This is a genomic window from Pseudomonas sp. NPDC089554 (assembly GCF_050280645.1).
Lineage (GTDB): Bacteria > Pseudomonadota > Gammaproteobacteria > Pseudomonadales > Pseudomonadaceae > Aquipseudomonas.
Genome location: NZ_JBNNVR010000005.1, coordinates 21,080 through 37,335, shown reverse-complemented (window position 1 = coordinate 37,335; position 16,256 = coordinate 21,080). Strand labels below are relative to the sequence as shown.

14 protein-coding genes are annotated in these 16,256 nt (G+C 60.0%); 11 read left to right on the top strand and 3 right to left on the bottom strand.

The genetic code is table 11. From position 1 onward, the window contains the following. Nucleotides 1–40 precede the first annotated feature (40 nt). The 3 genes from ACQKPE_RS02985 to ACQKPE_RS02975 all read left to right on the top strand — a co-directional run bounded on the left by ACQKPE_RS02985 (nt 41) and on the right by ACQKPE_RS02975 (nt 1,644). Complete coding sequence (locus tag ACQKPE_RS02985; RefSeq protein WP_427663281.1) at nt 41–706, top strand: TetR/AcrR family transcriptional regulator; 666 nt, start codon at nt 41–43, stop codon at nt 704–706. Between the two features lie 200 nt (nt 707–906). Then, nucleotides 907–1,149 carry a DUF2790 domain-containing protein gene (locus tag ACQKPE_RS02980; RefSeq protein ID WP_427663280.1) on the top strand — a complete coding sequence of 81 codons (243 nt, stop codon included), beginning with the start codon at nt 907–909 and terminating at the stop codon, nt 1,147–1,149. Between the two features lie 183 nt (nt 1,150–1,332). Then, a complete protein-coding gene (locus ACQKPE_RS02975) occupies nt 1,333–1,644 on the top strand; it encodes a hypothetical protein (protein ID WP_427663279.1) in 312 nt (103 codons plus the stop codon). Between the two features lie 71 nt (nt 1,645–1,715). Here ACQKPE_RS02975 and ACQKPE_RS02970 read toward each other — a convergent pair whose 3' ends face one another. Continuing rightward, nucleotides 1,716–3,035, bottom strand: coding sequence for an OprD family porin (locus tag ACQKPE_RS02970; RefSeq protein ID WP_427663278.1), 1,320 nt, complete (start codon nt 3,033–3,035; stop codon nt 1,716–1,718). A 483-nt stretch (nt 3,036–3,518) separates the two neighbouring features. Between ACQKPE_RS02970 and ACQKPE_RS02965 the strand changes: the two genes are divergently transcribed. Beyond that, nucleotides 3,519–5,621: a TonB-dependent receptor gene (locus ACQKPE_RS02965; RefSeq protein ID WP_427663277.1), complete on the top strand. Its 2,103-nt coding sequence runs from the start codon at nt 3,519–3,521 to the stop codon at nt 5,619–5,621. Between the two features lie 447 nt (nt 5,622–6,068). Here the strand turns inward: ACQKPE_RS02965 and aguA are convergent, their stop codons facing one another. Together aguA and ACQKPE_RS02955 are read right to left on the bottom strand one after the other, a co-directional pair. Continuing rightward, nucleotides 6,069–7,175 carry an agmatine deiminase gene (gene aguA, locus ACQKPE_RS02960; protein ID WP_427663276.1) on the bottom strand — a complete coding sequence of 369 codons (1,107 nt, stop codon included), beginning with the start codon at nt 7,173–7,175 and terminating at the stop codon, nt 6,069–6,071. Between the two features lie 173 nt (nt 7,176–7,348). Then, nucleotides 7,349–10,249: an aminotransferase gene (locus ACQKPE_RS02955; protein WP_427663275.1), complete on the bottom strand. Its 2,901-nt coding sequence runs from the start codon at nt 10,247–10,249 to the stop codon at nt 7,349–7,351. A 907-nt stretch (nt 10,250–11,156) separates the two neighbouring features. On the opposite strand from ACQKPE_RS02955, the gene ACQKPE_RS02950 reads away from it, so the two are divergent. From ACQKPE_RS02950 to ACQKPE_RS02920, 7 genes are all read left to right on the top strand, one after another. Continuing rightward, complete coding sequence (locus ACQKPE_RS02950) at nt 11,157–11,855, top strand: WbqC family protein (protein ID WP_427663274.1); 699 nt, start codon at nt 11,157–11,159, stop codon at nt 11,853–11,855. Continuing rightward, nucleotides 11,852–12,781 carry a glycosyltransferase family 2 protein gene (locus ACQKPE_RS02945; protein ID WP_427663273.1) on the top strand — a complete coding sequence of 310 codons (930 nt, stop codon included), beginning with the start codon at nt 11,852–11,854 and terminating at the stop codon, nt 12,779–12,781. The genes ACQKPE_RS02950 and ACQKPE_RS02945 overlap by 4 nt, the downstream gene beginning before the upstream one ends. Further along, nucleotides 12,762–13,397: a class I SAM-dependent methyltransferase gene (locus ACQKPE_RS02940; RefSeq protein WP_427663272.1), complete on the top strand. Its 636-nt coding sequence runs from the start codon at nt 12,762–12,764 to the stop codon at nt 13,395–13,397. The genes ACQKPE_RS02945 and ACQKPE_RS02940 overlap by 20 nt, the downstream gene beginning before the upstream one ends. Continuing rightward, nucleotides 13,394–14,059 carry an acetyltransferase gene (locus ACQKPE_RS02935; RefSeq protein WP_427663271.1) on the top strand — a complete coding sequence of 222 codons (666 nt, stop codon included), beginning with the start codon at nt 13,394–13,396 and terminating at the stop codon, nt 14,057–14,059. Before ACQKPE_RS02940 ends, ACQKPE_RS02935 begins: the two co-directional genes overlap by 4 nt. Beyond that, the gene (locus tag ACQKPE_RS02930; protein ID WP_427663270.1) at nt 14,056–14,979 is read left to right on the top strand and encodes a hypothetical protein; all 924 of its coding nucleotides are present in this window, start codon (nt 14,056–14,058) and stop codon (nt 14,977–14,979) included. Before ACQKPE_RS02935 ends, ACQKPE_RS02930 begins: the two co-directional genes overlap by 4 nt. Further along, the gene (locus ACQKPE_RS02925) at nt 14,972–15,376 is read left to right on the top strand and encodes a GtrA family protein (protein WP_427663269.1); all 405 of its coding nucleotides are present in this window, start codon (nt 14,972–14,974) and stop codon (nt 15,374–15,376) included. Before ACQKPE_RS02930 ends, ACQKPE_RS02925 begins: the two co-directional genes overlap by 8 nt. 108 nt (nt 15,377–15,484) lie before the next feature. Then, nucleotides 15,485–16,249 carry a class I SAM-dependent methyltransferase gene (locus tag ACQKPE_RS02920; RefSeq protein WP_427663268.1) on the top strand — a complete coding sequence of 255 codons (765 nt, stop codon included), beginning with the start codon at nt 15,485–15,487 and terminating at the stop codon, nt 16,247–16,249. The last annotated feature ends 7 nt before the right edge of the window (nt 16,250–16,256 follow it).

The following is a 16,256-nucleotide window of genomic DNA, read 5'->3' as shown; positions in this document are numbered from 1 at the left end:
GTGCGTTGTTCAAGCCAGGCAATGGCCCTACAATCGCGGCATGCACACTTCAGATGATCTTCCCAGCAGCACCCGACCACGCCCACGCGGGCGCCCACGTGCCTTCGACCGCGACACGGCGCTGGGCAAGGCGGCCCTTGTCTTCTGGCTCAAAGGCTATGAAGCCACCTCGATGAGCGACCTTACCGAAGCGATGGGCATCGGCTCGCCGAGCCTGTACGCCGCGTTCGGCTCCAAGGAAGCGCTGTACGCCGAGGCCTTGCAGCATTACTGCGAAAGCTACAAGGCGCTGGGCTGGGGTGACTTCTCCCAGGCCACCACGGCACGCGCGGCGATCCAAACCTGGCTGATGACCTCGGCGGCGTTCCTCACCGGGTCGCTGTCGGACACCCCCACCGGCTGCATGGTCACCCTCTCGGCGGTGGGCAGCGAGGGCTACTCGGCGTTGGGCGAGTTGGTGCGCAACTTCCGCAATTCGCCGTTCATGCGGATAAAGGCGCGGATCGAGCAGGGCGTTGCCACTGGCGAGCTACCCCCGGGCCTCGATGCCCATGCCCTTGCCCGTTTCGTGCAGACGGTGCAGAGCGGCATGTCGATCCTGGCGCGCGATGGCGTGGCGCGCGATGAACTGGAGGCCGTGGCGCACGCGGCCATGCAGGGGTGGGATGCGCGGGTGGCAGCAGCCGGGAAGACCAGCGCCGTCTAGCAAGACCTCTTGGCGATAGATGGCCAGGGCGCCGCGAACACCGGCGCAGCCGGTGCCATGCACACTCAAACCCTCTGATCCAACGCGTCAATCGTTCCCATAGTGGAATTATATTTTGCACACTAAATATTATCGCGCAATATACATCTCAAGCAGCGACAGTCGCTGACACCACTACCCAACGATACCGGAGAACGATCATGACCTTCAGCAAAGCCATCGCCATCGCCACCTTCACCCTCGGCACCAGCGTCAGCGCCTTCGCCCAGACCGCCACCCCGTACCAGTACGGCATGGACCTGGACATCGACCACGTGATCTCGGTCGACGCCAAGGCCACCACCGGTCACGCCAGCACTGCCACCCTGACCTACCGCGACAGCGACGGCCAGGTGCAGAAGGTCAGCTACATCCGCCCAGCCATCAACGCCAACCAGAACTGATCGTTGAGCCTCGGAATGGGGCTGCCACGCAGCCCCGGCAACACCGATTGAACAGCGACAGGATCAGGCAAAACGGCGGCACTAATCAGATAACGCCAATCGATTGGGAAACTTAATCTAAACCCATGCAGCAAGGGCACCCCACTCAACCGAATCGCACTTGAACACTTTGGAGCCGCCACCATGAAATCGATCACTACTCTGATCCTTAGCGCCACCCTGATCGCTACCAGCGCCAGCGCTTTCGCCGTCAGCAGCAAGCCACAGCAGCCAGTGGTCGCCGAAGGTGGCTACGAGCGCACTCCAGCTGGCCAGCGTGTCGCTGAAGGTGGTTTCGAGCGTACCCCTGCCGGCCAACGCGTCGCTGAAGGTGGTTTCGAGCGTACCCCTGCTGGCCAACGCGTCGCTGAAGGTGGTTACGAGCGCACCCCAGCCGGCCAACGCGTCGCTGAAGGTGGTGCAGACCGTCTGCGGGAAATCCAGCAGCGCGCTTGATCACCGATATCAGGCCCGAAACGAAACAGCCCCGGCAAATGCCGGGGCTGTTTCTTTACGCCAGATCAGTATCAGAAGATGCTGATTGGGTACTCGACGAAGATACGAACGTCGTTGCCGTCGTCGTTGTAGCCGTTCTGCTGTACAGCGTTGTTGGTACGCAGCCACGAAGTACGCAGGCGAACCGACAGGTCCTTGGCCGAACCTTCCTGAACAACGTATTTCAGCTGGTTGTAGATCTCACGCTCTTTACCCTCGCCGAAACCTTCCGGGGTGGCCAGGGTGCGGGTGTTGATGTTGTCACCCACTACGTACGCGATCCGGTAGCTCAGGCCTGGGATGCCGAAGGCACCGAAGTCCAGGCCGTAGCCCAGCTGCCAGGAACGCTCGTCTTCGGCGTTGAAGTCAGACCAGTAGGAGTTGGCCAGGTAGATGGTCGAACCACCGTCGCTGGTACCGCCGTTGTTCTTGTACCAGCCGTAGTTGTAGCCGGTAGAACCGGTGCTGCGCTGGTGCGCCAGGGTGACCGAGTGCGGGCCGAAGGCGTAGGTAGCTGCCAGGCTCCAGATGGTGTTGGAGTCACCGGTCAGGCCAGCTTCACGCTCGTACTTCTTGTCGATGTCCGACTTGTAGCCGTTGAAGTCCAGGGTCAGGGACTGATCGCTGGACAGCGGGAAGACGTAGTTCAAGCCCAGGTAGTGCTTCTTCATCACGTCTTCGTTGTCTGCGGTGTACAGCGAAGCGGTGAAGTTGTCGGTGAACTTGTAGCTACCGCCGAGCACGGCGATCGATTTCAGGCCGCCGCTATCGTGGCCCTGGGCGCTCTTGCGTGCCTGCTGGGTGAAGCGACCGGCGTTCAGCTCCAGGCCTTCGATTTCCTTGGAGGTCACCATGGCACCGGTGAAGCTCTCTGGCAGAAGACGGCTGGCGTCGTACTGCAGCACTGGCAAGGCCGGCATCATGTCACCGTACTTGAGCACAGTGTTGGAGACGCGGAACTTGACGGCAGCGCCGGCACGGGCGAGGTCGTTGGCAGCAGAGCTGCGGCCGTCGGCGTCGACGGTGTTTTCACGCTTGAAGAAGTCGATACCGCCACCGCCGTTACGACCCTTGCCGCCATCCAGACGAATGGCGTACAGGCCGAAGGCGTCGACGCCCACACCGACGGTGCCTTGGGTGAAGCCCGAGGAGAAGTCGGCGATGAAGCCTTGGCCCCACTGGCTCTGGTCGTTGGTGCCGTGCTTCTTGTCGCGCTTCATGTAGACGTTGCGCAGGTTCAGGTTGGCGTGGCTGTCTTCGATGAAGCCCTTGCTTGCGGCCTGGTCATTGGCCTGTGCCTGGGTCGCGGCGATGAGTGCCAGTGCGACCAGGCTGATCCGGGTGTTCAGCATTTTATTTTCCTTATTTCTTATCGGAACGCTCTGCGATTTAAAACGCCAGGAAACCAACGCCCCTTCGTAGGTTCGACGCTATGCGGATCCAAACTGAAAAGACCCGCCGTGGGTAACAGCGGGCCTGTGCAGCAGCATGGCCAGATCGTGGCCAGCAGGCGTTGGAGCGAATCCTATCCGCGCCTGCTTTCCAATGTCAAAAAAACGTGAAATGAAGGTTGATATAACCAAATTCACGCCTCTGGCTGGTGCAATTTCATGCCTACAGCCCTGAGACAGGGCATTCCTTCTCTTTTCGGGACATTCGTACAAGTAGCGCACCATTTTGGTGCTTGACAAAAACCACTAAAAGATCGACATGTAATAATTAGTTACATTTTGCAACAAACATTTCAGGGAACCTTTACAAACAGCCAAGCAATAGCAAATAGCACGCATTATCATTCGCATCCTTTCCTGCCACCCTACCTTCGGATGCTTGTCATGCATGCTCCCTGCCGCCTGTCTCCCCTGACCCTGGGCCTTTCGCTGCTATTCAGCGCAGGCCTGGCCAGCGCTGCCACCACTACCCTGCCGGAAACCTCGGTAACCGCCGATGTCGACCGCGAACGCGACAACCCGAGGGTCAAGGAGGTGAGTACCGCAACCCGCACCTCGACCCCCGCGCGCTATGTGCCCCAGGCCATCGACACCGTAAAGACCAGCAACGTACTGGACTACGGCAGCAACAGCCTGGGCAAGGCACTGGAAGGCATCCCCAACGTCAGCAGCGGTGCCGACACCCGCTTCGACAGCGTGCGTATTCGCGGCTTCGACGCCAGCAACGACTTCTACCTCGACGGCATCCGCGACGACAGCCAGTACGTGCGTGACATCCACAACATCGAACGGATTGAAGTGCTCAAAGGCCCGGCGGCGGTGCTGTACGGACGTGGCAGCCAGGGCGGGATCGTCAACCGGGTGAGCAAGGCGCCTGAGCATGGCCGCCGCTCGACGATCGAAGCCCAGGGCGGCAGTGAAGACCTGCGCAGCCTGTATGCCGACCTCAGCGCCGACCCCAGCGACACCATCAGCCTGCGCCTGAACATCGGCAACCAGGACAACAACAGCTTCCGCGATGGCGTGGATGGCAACCGCCAGCTGTTCGCGCCGTCCATGAGCTGGCAGTTGACGCCCGACCTGAACTGGTTGGTGCAATACGAATACAGCCGCTTCAACCGCACCCCGGACCGCGGCATTCCCGGGGTCAATGGCCGCCCTGCCGACGTTGGCCGCGACACCACCTATGGCGATACCCAGCGCGACTTCATCGACGACCGCGCGCAGTCGCTGCGCTCACGCCTGAACTACCAGCTCAGCGACAACTGGCAACTGCGCCACACCCTGGGCCTGTTCAAGCTCGACAGCGAGTTCGACAACACCTACCTCACTGGCTACAACGCCGCCACCAACCGCGTCACCCGCCAGCGCTGGCAGCAGGACCTGAACACTCGCAACCTGTTCAACAACCTCGAGGCCGAGGGCAACGTCAGCACCTGGGGCCTGGAGCACACGTTGCTGGTGGGCCTGGAGTTCGGCAACCAGCGCCGCGACCCGACCCTCTACACCGCCGCCACCAGCGGCGCAGGCTTCCAGCCCGTCCCCCAGCTGGACCTCAACAACCCCAACCGCAACCTGCAACACAACGGGCGCATGGCGGTCTCGAGCAACAACCACACCGTGGTCGACAGCCGCGGTATCTACCTGCAGGACCAGATCCGCCTGAACGAGCAGTGGCAAGTGCTGGCCGGCGTGCGCTTCGACCAGTTCGAGGTGGACACCACCAACAAGCTGCGCGGCATTTCCGAGAAGCAGGACAACAACGGCACCAGCCCGCGGCTGGGTGTGGTCTACTCGCCTTGGCAAGAGCACTCGTTCTACGCCTCCTGGAGCCGCACCTTCTCGCCTGTGGGCGGCGGCCTGATCGGCATTACCCCAGGCGCCACCGGCAACACCAACGACACCAGCCCCGAGCAGACCCGGCAGAAGGAAGTGGGGGTGAAAAGCGATTGGTTCGACGAGCGCCTGAGCACCACCCTGGCAGTGTACGAGCTCGAGCTGTACAACCGCCGCACCACCGACCCGAACAACCCCACCATCACCCTGCTCACCGGCCTGCAACGCTCGCGTGGCGTGGAGCTGACCGCCGTCGGCAATGTAGTGGGCAACTGGTACGTACGCGGCGGCATCGGCATTCAGGACGCCACCATCGTGAAGGACAGCAACGGCCAGGAAGGCAACCGGGTGAACAACGTGGCGCGGCGCAACGCCAGCCTGTTCGTGACCTGGAAACCGGAACTGGGCTGGTACGCCGAGACCGGCCTGACCCTGGTCGGCGACCGCTACGCCGACACGCAGAACACCACGGTGCTGCCGGGCTATGGCCGCTGGGATGCGCTGGCCGGCTTCCGCACCCACGACTGGGACCTGCGCGCGGCGCTCAACAACATCGCCGACAAGACCTACTACACCTCGGCCACCAGCGCCGCGCAGATCCAGTTCGGCGACCCGCGTAGCCTGGTGGTGACGGGCACCTACAGCTTCTGATTCAAACGCCGCACAAACAAAAACGCCACCGCATCAGCGGTGGCGTTTTTTTGTGCCGGGTTCCGTCCCGTTCAGTGCCAGACAGCCATCAGTGCTTCCAGCTCCGCCTCGCTTATCAACCCTTGCGGATATCGTCCATCAAGCAATCGACGTGTATCGGTCGTCCTGACCCGACAGCTTCCATGGTGCTTCAACCACTGCGCCACCACCTTCAGCGACTCGTGGTTCATCCCCGATGTTGGCAAAGCCGACTCACTTGCTGCTCTCATTTCCACGTACTCCCCGGCCGTGAGCGGCTAACTTACTTGGGTTTTGTTACAGAACGGCTTTTAGGTATCCGCTTGAACAGACGGGGAAATAAATACAAGAGATATGCCAGCGCAGCTCACCAGTCGTCATCTGAAACAAAAAAGCCCGTCAAATGACGGGCTTCTTCGAACCTGCTACTCAGCGGCGAACAGGTGCCGGTTGCTGCTGGGTCAGGCAATGGATGTTGCCACCGCCCAGCAACAGCTCACGCCCCGGAATCATCACCACCTCGTGGTCGGGGAAGACCTTGGCCAGGATCGCTCTGGCCTGGGCATCTGCCGGATCATCGAAGCTCGGTGCGATGATGCCGCCGTTGACGATCAGGAAGTTCACGTAGGAACCCGCCAGGCGCACGGAGGGGTCGCGCTCCTGGCTACCGACCACGTGGTCGACACCGGCACACTCTTCCTCGGTGGCGAAAAGCGGCCCAGGAATGGGCATCTTGTGCACCACGAACTCGCGTCCCTTGGCATCGCGGCTGTTCTTCAGCACCTCGTAGGCGGCGTGGCAGCGAGCGTAGTTGGGGTCGTTGGAATCATCGGTCCAGGCCAGTAACACTTCGCCCGGGCGCACGTAACAGCAGAAGTTGTCGACATGGCCGTCGGTTTCGTCGTTGTACAGGCCATCGGGCAGCCAGACGATGGTGTCCACCGCCAGGTGATCGCGCAGCACCGCTTCGATCTGCTCGCGGCTCAGGTGCGGGTTGCGGTTGCGGTTGAGCAGGCACTCTTCTGTGGTGATCAACGTGCCTTCGCCATCGACGTGAATCGAGCCACCTTCGAGCACGAAGCCCTCGGTGCAGTAGCGCTGGCTACGTTCCATCTCGAGGATCTTGGTCGCCACTTCCTCGTCGCGGTTCCACGGCGCGTAAAGGCCGCCGTCGAAACCGCCCCAGGCATTGAAGCCCCAGTCCACGCCACGTACTTCGCCTTGGTCGTTGATGACGAAGGTCGGGCCGGTGTCACGCACCCAGGCGTCGTCGCTGCTGATTTCCACTACGCGGATGTTCGGCACGTCGAGCTGGCGACGGGCGTTTTCGTATTGGCCGGCGGAAACTGCCACGGTCACCGGCTCGAAGCGCGCGATGGCCTTGGCCAGGGTGACGTGGGCAGCCTGTGCTGGCTTGCCGCCCAGGCGCCAGTTGTCCGGGCGTTCGGGCCAGACCATCCACACCTGGGTCTGCGGCGCCCACTCGGCGGGCATATGGAAGCCATCGGCGCGGGGAGTCGAGTTGAGGGTTTTCATGGGTAACCTCTGAAGGCCCGGCAGCAGTGCCAGGGGTTTGAGTTGGAGTGGCAGTGCTGGCCCGAACCGGGGGCCAGCGAATGCGACCAATTTAACCGATATATATCGACTTTAAAAGCAGGGGATCCACTGCTAAAGATAGACTGCCTGATGTTAAATCGATATGAATCGAGTCAGAGATCCTCGCAGAGGATTCGCTCCACGCTGTCCACAAAGTAGTCCACGCTCGCCCGGGTGGTGCACATTGGCGGCTTGATCTTGAGGATATTAAGGTAGTCGCCGGTCGGCTGCATGAAGATGCCCAGGTCGCGCAGGCGGTTGCACAGGGTCATGGTCTCCTCGGTGGCCGGCTCCAGGCTCTGGCGGTCGCGCACCAGTTCCAGGCCCAGGTAGAAGCCCGAGCCATGGGCCGCACCCGCCAACGGATGTTTATCGACCAATGCCTGCAAACGCGCCTTGAAGTAACGACCCACGTCGCGGGTGTTGTCCCACAGGCCTTCGTCGCGCATCACATCGAGCACCGCCATGCCGATGCGGCAGCTCACCGGGCTGCCCCCCGCCGAGGAGAAGAAATAGCCCTCGGCCTCCAGCGCTTCGGCAATCTCGCGCCGGGTAATCACGGCGCCCAGCGGCTGGCCGTTGCCCATGCCTTTGGCCATGGTGATGATGTCCGGCACCACGCCCTGCTCCTCGAAGCCCCAGAAGTACTCGCCCAGGCGGCCATAGCCCACCTGTACCTCGTCGGCGATGCACACCCCGCCACGCGCCCGCACCTTGGCGTAGGCATCGCGCAGGTAGCCTGTGGGCAACGAGATGCCTCCGGCGTTGCCGTACACCGGCTCGCAGATCATCCCCGCCAGCTGGCGGCCACGGGCGTCGAGGTCGGCGAGCTTGGCATCGACGTCGCGCAGGTAGTCGCCCGCGCTGTCGGCACCGCGGTGGCGCCCGCGGAAGGTGTTCGGCGCCTCCACCGGGTGCACCCAGTCGGGGCGGGTTTCCAGCGCTTGCGGGTTGTCGGCGATGGAGGTGGAAATGGCATCGGTAGCCACCGACCAGCCGTGGTAGGCCTCCAGCACGCTGAGCAGGTCGCGCCCGCCGCTGTAGGCCCAGGCCAGGCGAATGGCCAGGTCGTTGGCCTCGGTGCCACTGTTCACCAGGAACACCCGATCGAAGCCCTCGGGCGCCAGTTCCAACAGGCGCTCGGAGAACTCGGCGATGGCCGCGTAGTGGAAGCGCGAATTGGTATTGAGCAGCGACCACTGGCGCGCCGACTCGGCGACCATGCGCGGGTGGCCATGGCCGAGGGTCGCGACATTGTTGAGCATGTCCAGGTAGGAACGGCCCTGCATGTCGATCAAATAATTGCGCCAGCCGCGCTCGATATGCGGCGGTTGCGCGTAGTAATGCTTCTGCGAACGGGCGAAGCTGGCGTCACGCCTGGCCAGCAGCGCCTGGGCATCGGCCAGCGGCTCGGCATCGCAATCGAAGCCCAGCAGCGCCGCAGGTGACGGGCACAATGCCAGCCAAGCCTGGGCACGGGATGGCGTGACGAAGAACGGTGGCTGGTTGCCTCGCTCCAGGCAAAGCTGCACACCGAGAAAACCACAGGTACTGCCAAGCGCCTGGCCCTTGGCGAGCACCTGGCCGTCCTCGGGCGTCACCTCCAGGCCCCTGAGCCACAAGCTCCAGTGCGCCGTGCGCAGGCAGCCACGGCCATCGCCGGTGCGCTCCCATACACCTGCTTGCGGGGCCTGCAAGGCCGAGCCGGGGGCCAGGTTCAGCTCCACACCCAAGGCGCAGGTGGCGGGTTCTTCGGCGCGGTCGATGTGCGTCTGCGACAGGCGGTACTGGCCGTGCAGACTGCTCGCCGGTGCAGGCTGGGAGGCCAGCAGGCGCTGGTCGAAGCTAGGCTGTTCCCAGTTGCCGGCTTCGCAATGGGGGCTGAGCACGCCCAGGTCGACGCGCATCACCGTCTGCCCTGCCAGCTCCGGCAGCAACGCGGCGCAGCCGGAGAAGTCCACAGCCTGCGGCGCCATACCCGCCGCCTGGAGAATCGCCGCCTCCATCAGCGCCGCAGGTACGGCGCAGGCAGTGTCGAAGATCTCCCACTCATGGGCGATGTTGTCGCGGGTGTATTGGTTGTGCGGGTCGACGGCCAGCTGCTGTTCGCTGCTCAGCACCAGTACCGCGGCACGGTTGAGCACCAGCGGCCACAGTGCACGCAACTCGGCCTCTTCCAGCGGGTTGATCGCCTGGTAGGCGCTGACCGCCGCCAGGATGCGCAGCGGGTCGCCCTCGGCATGGTGCAGCAGCGCAGCGCAGGTCACCGACAGGTCGGCGATGCGCCAGGTGCGCGACAGGTCGCCGAAGTCGATGACGCCCTGCAACTGCCATTCACGCTGCTCATCGCGCGCCCACACCACGTTGTCGTCGGTGATGTCCAGGTGCACGGCCTGGCTGGGCAGATGTTCGGCCAACGGTTGCAGGCGCTCACGGGCCTGGCGTACCACCTGCTCGACGCGCTTGCGCCGGGCGGCGTCGGTGAGGACCGGCAGCAGGTGTTCGATCAGCGCTTCGGCGTGGCGCGGATCCCACTGCAAGGTGCGTTCGAGGCCAGGGTGGTCGAAGCCTTCCAGGGCCTTGTCGAGCCGCGCGCACAGCGCACCGAGCTCGGCCATCAACCGGGCGGGCATGTGCTTGAGGCGGGTCAGGGGCTGGCCTTCGATGTATTCCAATACGCGGGCGCGCAATGGCTGGCCGTCGATTTCCAGCGCCAGCAGGTGCTCACCGTTAAGCGAGGGGCGCACTGCCGGCACCGGCAGGCCCTGTTCGCTCAGGAAGGCCAGGGCGGCGTGCTGGGCTTCGAGCTCTGCCTGGGCGTAGCTGGCGTGGCAGACCTTGAGTACGAAGCGGCCCTGGTCGCTGTCCAGCCGGTAGTTCACGTCCTGTTGGCTGCCGAGGGGTACCAGCGCGCCGTGCAGGCCATAGTAGGCTTGCACTGCTTGGCTGGCACGCTGTTCGGAAACCTCGGGGCGTGGAAGGCTGGAACGATGGATCAGAGCACTGAGTGGCATGAAGCGGACCTCGCTTTTTTTGCGTATCTCGCCACCAACACTGGCGATAAGCAAGGGCTACCCGTACACAAGCAAGTATTTCCGCGATCGTCACCCGCCTTTTCAGGCGCGCCGCCAAGCTCAGAACGTGGCAACTTTCAGATCATTATCAAGCTGAGACTTTACCGGCATACCGGCAAGTACCACCACGGGCTCAACAATCACATGTCCATTCAACGCCTAAGGGCCACGGTCACCACCCACCTTGGGGTAAGGTGGTTCAATCAGCGCCAACTACGCCCTATTGCCCCTGCTCCTTCGTGGCCCGAAAACGCTTACGGCGAGCTTACTGCCACACTAGAACTCCTAAGGCTCATCTGACTCTCGGACGGAGCTTGTTGAGAATGGCGAAGGTATCAACGCAGACCAGTGCTCCATGCCGCCTCAAGCGGTACTCTTCTAGAGAATCTGGACACTCCCGGAAAACACCAACTACAATGCCCGACCTTTTCGCCGGAACAATGTGCATGCCCACGGAGACAGCAGCATGCGACAATATACGGATGCGCGCCACTGATCGCACGGTGCAGATCCTGCGGACAATCTGCACAATTGTCGCATCTGGCACAGTGCTATTTTATAAGCAGCACGCACTGAGCCTTGTAAGTAAAGGATATTACCTAGACCGGGTGTCGGGCACGCTCATTCATAGCAGACCGCCCACTCAGACTGGCTTGATGTACCCTTCTTTCCATGGATTGCTGGACAGCCCTATTGTTACTCTGCGGGTGCTCTATGAACCACTGACGCTTCCGATAATACTCTTATTGCTGTTGCACGCCTTCAACCCCACCTATTTATCACCGCCCATTTCGGTCAGTACGGTGATACAGGATGACTGTTGAAAACTGCGCAAGGAAAAAGATACATGAGCAAGTCAATAGCCATATTGCAGTCCAACTATATTCCCTGGAAAGGCTATTTCGACATGATCGCCGCAGTGGATGAGTTTATCCTCTATGATGACATGCAATATACTCGGCGCGACTGGCGAAACCGTAATCAAATAAAAACGCCTCAGGGCGTCCAATGGCTCACCGTGCCTGTCTTGGTACGGGGGAAGTATCATCAAACGATTCGCGATACCGAAATAGATGGTACGGACTGGGCTACCGTGCACTGGCGCACGCTGGAAGCCAACTATCGACGTGCGCCATTTTTCGAAGACGTTAGCGCCTGGTTGCAACCGCTTTATACGCAACAAGTACATTCGAACCTTTCATTAATGAATCGTTGCTTTATAGAGGCGGTGTGCAGGTACCTGGGCATTACCACACGCATCAGAAACTCCTGGGACTATACACTTTGCGAGGGGAAAAGCGAGCGGCTCGCAGATCTTTGCGCCCAGGCCGGCGGCCAACGTTATATTTCAGGTCCCGCCGCAAAATCGTATATAGATGAGCACGTCTTTACTGAACGCAATATCGAAGTGGCTTGGTTCGACTACGAAGGCTATACAGAATATCCGCAGCTTTGGGGGGCGTTTACTCACTACGTGAGCATACTCGATGTGCTGTTCAACTGCGGCCCCAAAGCGTCCAATTTCATGAGACACGTACACCCATGAAACTTTCCGTCGTCGCCACACTTTATCAGTCTGCCTCGCATCTCGAAGAGTTCTATACACGTGCCACTCGCACTGCCCATGCCATGGTGGGTGACGACTATGAAATCATATTGGTCAACGATGGCTCCCCGGACCATAGCCTGGAGCTTGCCATCGCACTGAGCGAGCAGGACGCCCATTTAGTAATTGTAGATCTTTCACGCAACTTCGGGCATCACAAGGCAATGATGACAGGGCTGGCCCACGCGTCAGGCGAGCATATATTCCTGATCGACAGCGATCTGGAAGAGCCTCCAGAATGCTTAGCGAGCTTTGCTGACCAACTGGCGCGCGAGCATTGTGACGTCGTCTATGGACTTCAGGAACAGCGCAAGGGCGGCTGGTTTGAGCGAGTGACCGGCCAATGGTTCTATACCCTGTTCAAATTGTTGACTGGTTTTGCCCTCCCCCGCAATGTGGTCACCGCTCGCCTGATGACGCGCCGCTACGTCGACGCCTTGCTACGTCACCAAGAGCGGGAGGTATTCATGGCCGGACTCTGGCATATCACCGGTTTCGACCAGCGTGGCCAGACACTCACTAAGCTCAATACCAGCCAGACCACCTATACCCTCCGCCACAAGCTATCATTATTGGTCAATTCGGTAACCTCGTTCAGCAATACGCCATTGATCAGCATTTTCTACATCGGCGTTGGTATCTCCATGCTCTCCGTACTCTACATCGCCTATTTGATGTTTCACTGGGCAGTAGCAACTACACCCCTGAGCGGTTGGACATCGGTAATGGCCTCGATCTGGTTGCTGGGTGGCCTGATCATTTCCTTCATCGGCGTAGTCGGCATTTACCTCTCGAAAATTTTTGCCGAAACCAAGCAGCGCCCTTATACGATCGTGAGGCAGGTATATGCAAAGCGGACAAAGTGAACTGCTCGGCGAGGTCGCCCAGTACTACTCGAGCAAACTTGCCGAACATGGCGAAACCGCACGTGGCGTGGATTGGAATGGCCCAGAAAGCCAGACCCTGAGGTTCGAGCAACTGTGCCGAATCCTTGACGATACTTGCGATTACTCGCTGAATGACTTGGGGTGCGGCTACGGGTCGCTTCTGGACCACTTGCGGCAGCGGCCAGGCAACGTCGACTACCAAGGCATCGACGTATCACAGGCGATGGTGGATGCTGCGATCAAGCGCTACGCCCGACAGCCGAACGCCCGCTTCCTGCAAGCCGCCGCGCCGGATCGGGTGGCCGATTTCAGTGTCGCCAGCGGGATCTTCAATGTTCGTCTCGAGCGCTCGGACGACCAATGGTTCGATTTCATCCAGGCCACACTTGACGTGCTCGACCGCCACAGCCACAAGGGCTTCGCCTTCAACTGCCTGACTTCTTACTCCGATGCGGACAAACGCCGCGACTACCTCTATTACGCCGACCCTTGCCAGCTATTCGACATCTGCAAGCGTCGCTATGCCAAGCAGGTCGCCCTGCTGCATGACTATGGGCTCTACGAATTCACGATCCTGGTCAGGAAATGCTCATGAACAAGAAATTGATCATATTCGGTACTGGCGACATCGCGCAGCTGGCGCACTTCTATTTCAGCACCGACAGTCAGCATGAAGTGGCGGCCTTCACCGTCGACACGCAATATATTAAGGCCTCGACATTCTGCGACCTGCCTGTGGTGCCATTCGAGACGCTGTCGGATCTCTATCCGCCCAGCGAGTACCAGCTATTCATTGCCTTGAGCTATTCGAAACTCAACAGTTTGAGGAAGCAGAAATTCCTCGACGCCAAGGCACTGGGCTACGAACTGGTCAGCTACGTCAGTTCCCGCGCGACGCTCCTCAACCAAGGGGAAATCGGCGAGAACTGCTTTATCCTCGAAGACAACACCGTGCAGCCTTTCGTGAAGATCGGCAACAACGTCACGTTGTGGAGCGGCAACCATGTCGGCCACCACTCCACTCTCCACGACCATTGTTTCATCGCCTCCCACATTGTCATTTCCGGCGGTGTCACCGTTGGCGAACAGTGTTTCATCGGCGTAAATGCCACACTGCGCGACCATATAACGATCGGTGAGCGTTGTGTAATCGGCGCCGGGGCCTTGCTGTTGGCCGACGCCGAACCCGATGGGGTCTATATCGGTATGGCGACAGAGCGATCACGCGTGCCCAGTTCAAGGTTGCGCAACCTGTGAAGCCATACTGGAAAAAACTGGGGCAGCTCTATTGTCCCTCGGAGCACGGTCGCCACGAAAAGCTTCTGACCCATGCTGCGAACCCGCTACCTGTCCACCTGCGCGGGGATGTTTATCGCGTTTTCTACAGCGGCCGAGATCGCCAAAACCGCTCCTCAGTAGGCGCGGTAGATATTGATATCGTGCGCCGAGAAGTAGTGAAAGACCATCTCGAGCCCTTTTTCGTCCATGGCGAGGCCGACAGTTTCTATCGGGATGGCGTCAGCATTGGCAACTGCTACAAAATCGCTGGCAAGACATACATGCTGTTCATGGGCTGGCAGGCCCCTGCCGATAGCCATTGGCGTGGAGACATAGGCCGCCTCGAGGTACTGCCCGACCTTCGCCTCAGGCTGACATCGCCGCAGCCATTCATCGCCGCGTCTGACGAAGACCCCATCAGCCTCTCGTACCCTTGGGTAATCGAGAACACACCGGGCAGCTACGACATGTGGTACGGCTCCACCCTGACCTGGGACGCTGGTAACGGCGAGATGGCACACGTCATCAAGCATGCCTGCTCGGTCGATGGCGACAATTGGAAACATACGGGCCTGGCAGTTCCATACGAACTGAGTGTCGCCCAGGCGTTTTCCCGGCCAACGGTGGTGAAAGACGAACGTGGCGGCTACCAGATGTGGTTCTCCTACCGCAGCGGAGCGGGTGAGAAGTACCGAATAGGCTCGGCCCTGAGCGATGACGGAAAAAGCTGGCGCCTGGCGCTGCAATCGTCAGGTATAGAAGTGTCTTGCGAAGGCTGGGATAGCGATATGATCGAATATCCCTTCGTGCTAGATCACAAGGGTGAGCGCTATATGCTTTACAACGGCAATGGTTACGGCAAGACAGGTTTCGGCATGGCGGCATGGGTCGATGTCTGAAGGTTTACTAAGCCGTCGCCCATGGTTCCAGTTCCTGCGCTTCGCGTTGGTGGGCATAGCAAGTAATCTTGCAGGCTATCTGATCTACCTCGCGATCACTGAACTTGGCCTCGCCCCCAAACTGGCGATGACAGTATTGTATGTGGTTGGTGTAGTCATAGGTTTCAGCGCCAATCGCACCTACACGTTCGCACACTCGGGAAACCTGCTTTCGAGCGGTTGGCGCTACCTCATCAGCTATGGCGTTGGCTACCTGATCGCCCTGACGATTCAAATCGGCGTGGTGGATGTACTGGGTTACCCACATCAACTGGCTCAAGGTATCGCTCTGTTAGTGGTTGCGGTCTGTATGTTCGTGATGCTGAAATTTTTTGTTTTCCGCAGGCCCATCACCTGAAGCTTTTGCACACGTGCAGCTACTGAAGAGCACTTGCTTTCAAAACATGCTGCCGATCAATCAAAACTCCAAAATTTTTAATAATCTACCCTGCTGGAGACCACCAGGATGAACTCAGAAAACGCGCCCTTTCCGGTGGCGTCATTCGAAAAACTGGCTTCGCTTGAGGCCAGTAACTGGTGGTTCCAATCCAGGAACAGAATCCTGATCTGGGCAATCAGAACGCATATTCGAACCTTTTCCTCCTACCTTGAGATCGGGTGTGGTACAGGCTATGTGCTCGAAGGTATACACAAAGCCTTCCCTTCGGTTGCCCTAAAGGGCTCGGAATACTTCAACGAAGGCTTGGTACATGCCCGCAAACGCATTCCGTCGGCAGAGTTCACGCAACTGGACGCCACCCAGATGAACGCCCACGACGAGCATGATTTGATCGGCGCCTTCGACGTGATCGAGCACATCGAAGAAGACCAACTCGTACTGAACAATCTTGCCCGGGCACTCGAGAAAGATGGCTCTCTTATCGTGACCGTACCGCAACATCGCTGGCTCTGGTCGGAGGTCGACGAGTTCGCCTGCCACAAGCGTCGTTACACGCGTGACGAGTTGCTCGGCAAGCTAGCCGACGCCGGCCTGCGCGTTGAATATGTCACGTCGTTCGTGTGCCTGCTGGTGCCATTGATGTGGCTCTCCCGCGTACTCTCCAACCGCAACAAAGGGAAAGGGCCCTACAACCCGGAAAGCGAATTTCTCATCCCACGCTGGCTAAACGCTTGCCTCAATGGCGTCATGAAGCTCGAGTTCGGTCTGATCAGGCTAGGCCTGCGCCTGCCATTCGGAGGCTCACTGCTCGCCATTGCCCGAAAGGGGTGACGTCTTG

What these genes read in the sequence shown, in the direction of transcription:
- ACQKPE_RS02985 (WP_427663281.1), top strand. Translation starts at nt 41, where the DNA reads ATGCACACTTCAGATGATCTTCCCAGCAGCACCCGACCACGCCCACGC.
- ACQKPE_RS02980 (WP_427663280.1), top strand. Translation starts at nt 907, where the DNA reads ATGACCTTCAGCAAAGCCATCGCCATCGCCACCTTCACCCTCGGCACC.
- ACQKPE_RS02975 (WP_427663279.1), top strand. Translation starts at nt 1,333, where the DNA reads ATGAAATCGATCACTACTCTGATCCTTAGCGCCACCCTGATCGCTACC.
- ACQKPE_RS02970 (WP_427663278.1), bottom strand. Translation starts at nt 3,035, where the DNA reads ATGCTGAACACCCGGATCAGCCTGGTCGCACTGGCACTCATCGCCGCG.
- ACQKPE_RS02965 (WP_427663277.1), top strand. Translation starts at nt 3,519, where the DNA reads ATGCATGCTCCCTGCCGCCTGTCTCCCCTGACCCTGGGCCTTTCGCTG.
- aguA (WP_427663276.1), bottom strand. Translation starts at nt 7,175, where the DNA reads ATGAAAACCCTCAACTCGACTCCCCGCGCCGATGGCTTCCATATGCCC.
- ACQKPE_RS02955 (WP_427663275.1), bottom strand. Translation starts at nt 10,249, where the DNA reads ATGCCACTCAGTGCTCTGATCCATCGTTCCAGCCTTCCACGCCCCGAG.
- ACQKPE_RS02950 (WP_427663274.1), top strand. Translation starts at nt 11,157, where the DNA reads ATGAGCAAGTCAATAGCCATATTGCAGTCCAACTATATTCCCTGGAAA.
- ACQKPE_RS02945 (WP_427663273.1), top strand. Translation starts at nt 11,852, where the DNA reads ATGAAACTTTCCGTCGTCGCCACACTTTATCAGTCTGCCTCGCATCTC.
- ACQKPE_RS02940 (WP_427663272.1), top strand. Translation starts at nt 12,762, where the DNA reads ATGCAAAGCGGACAAAGTGAACTGCTCGGCGAGGTCGCCCAGTACTAC.
- ACQKPE_RS02935 (WP_427663271.1), top strand. Translation starts at nt 13,394, where the DNA reads ATGAACAAGAAATTGATCATATTCGGTACTGGCGACATCGCGCAGCTG.
- ACQKPE_RS02925 (WP_427663269.1), top strand. Translation starts at nt 14,972, where the DNA reads ATGTCTGAAGGTTTACTAAGCCGTCGCCCATGGTTCCAGTTCCTGCGC.
- ACQKPE_RS02920 (WP_427663268.1), top strand. Translation starts at nt 15,485, where the DNA reads ATGAACTCAGAAAACGCGCCCTTTCCGGTGGCGTCATTCGAAAAACTG.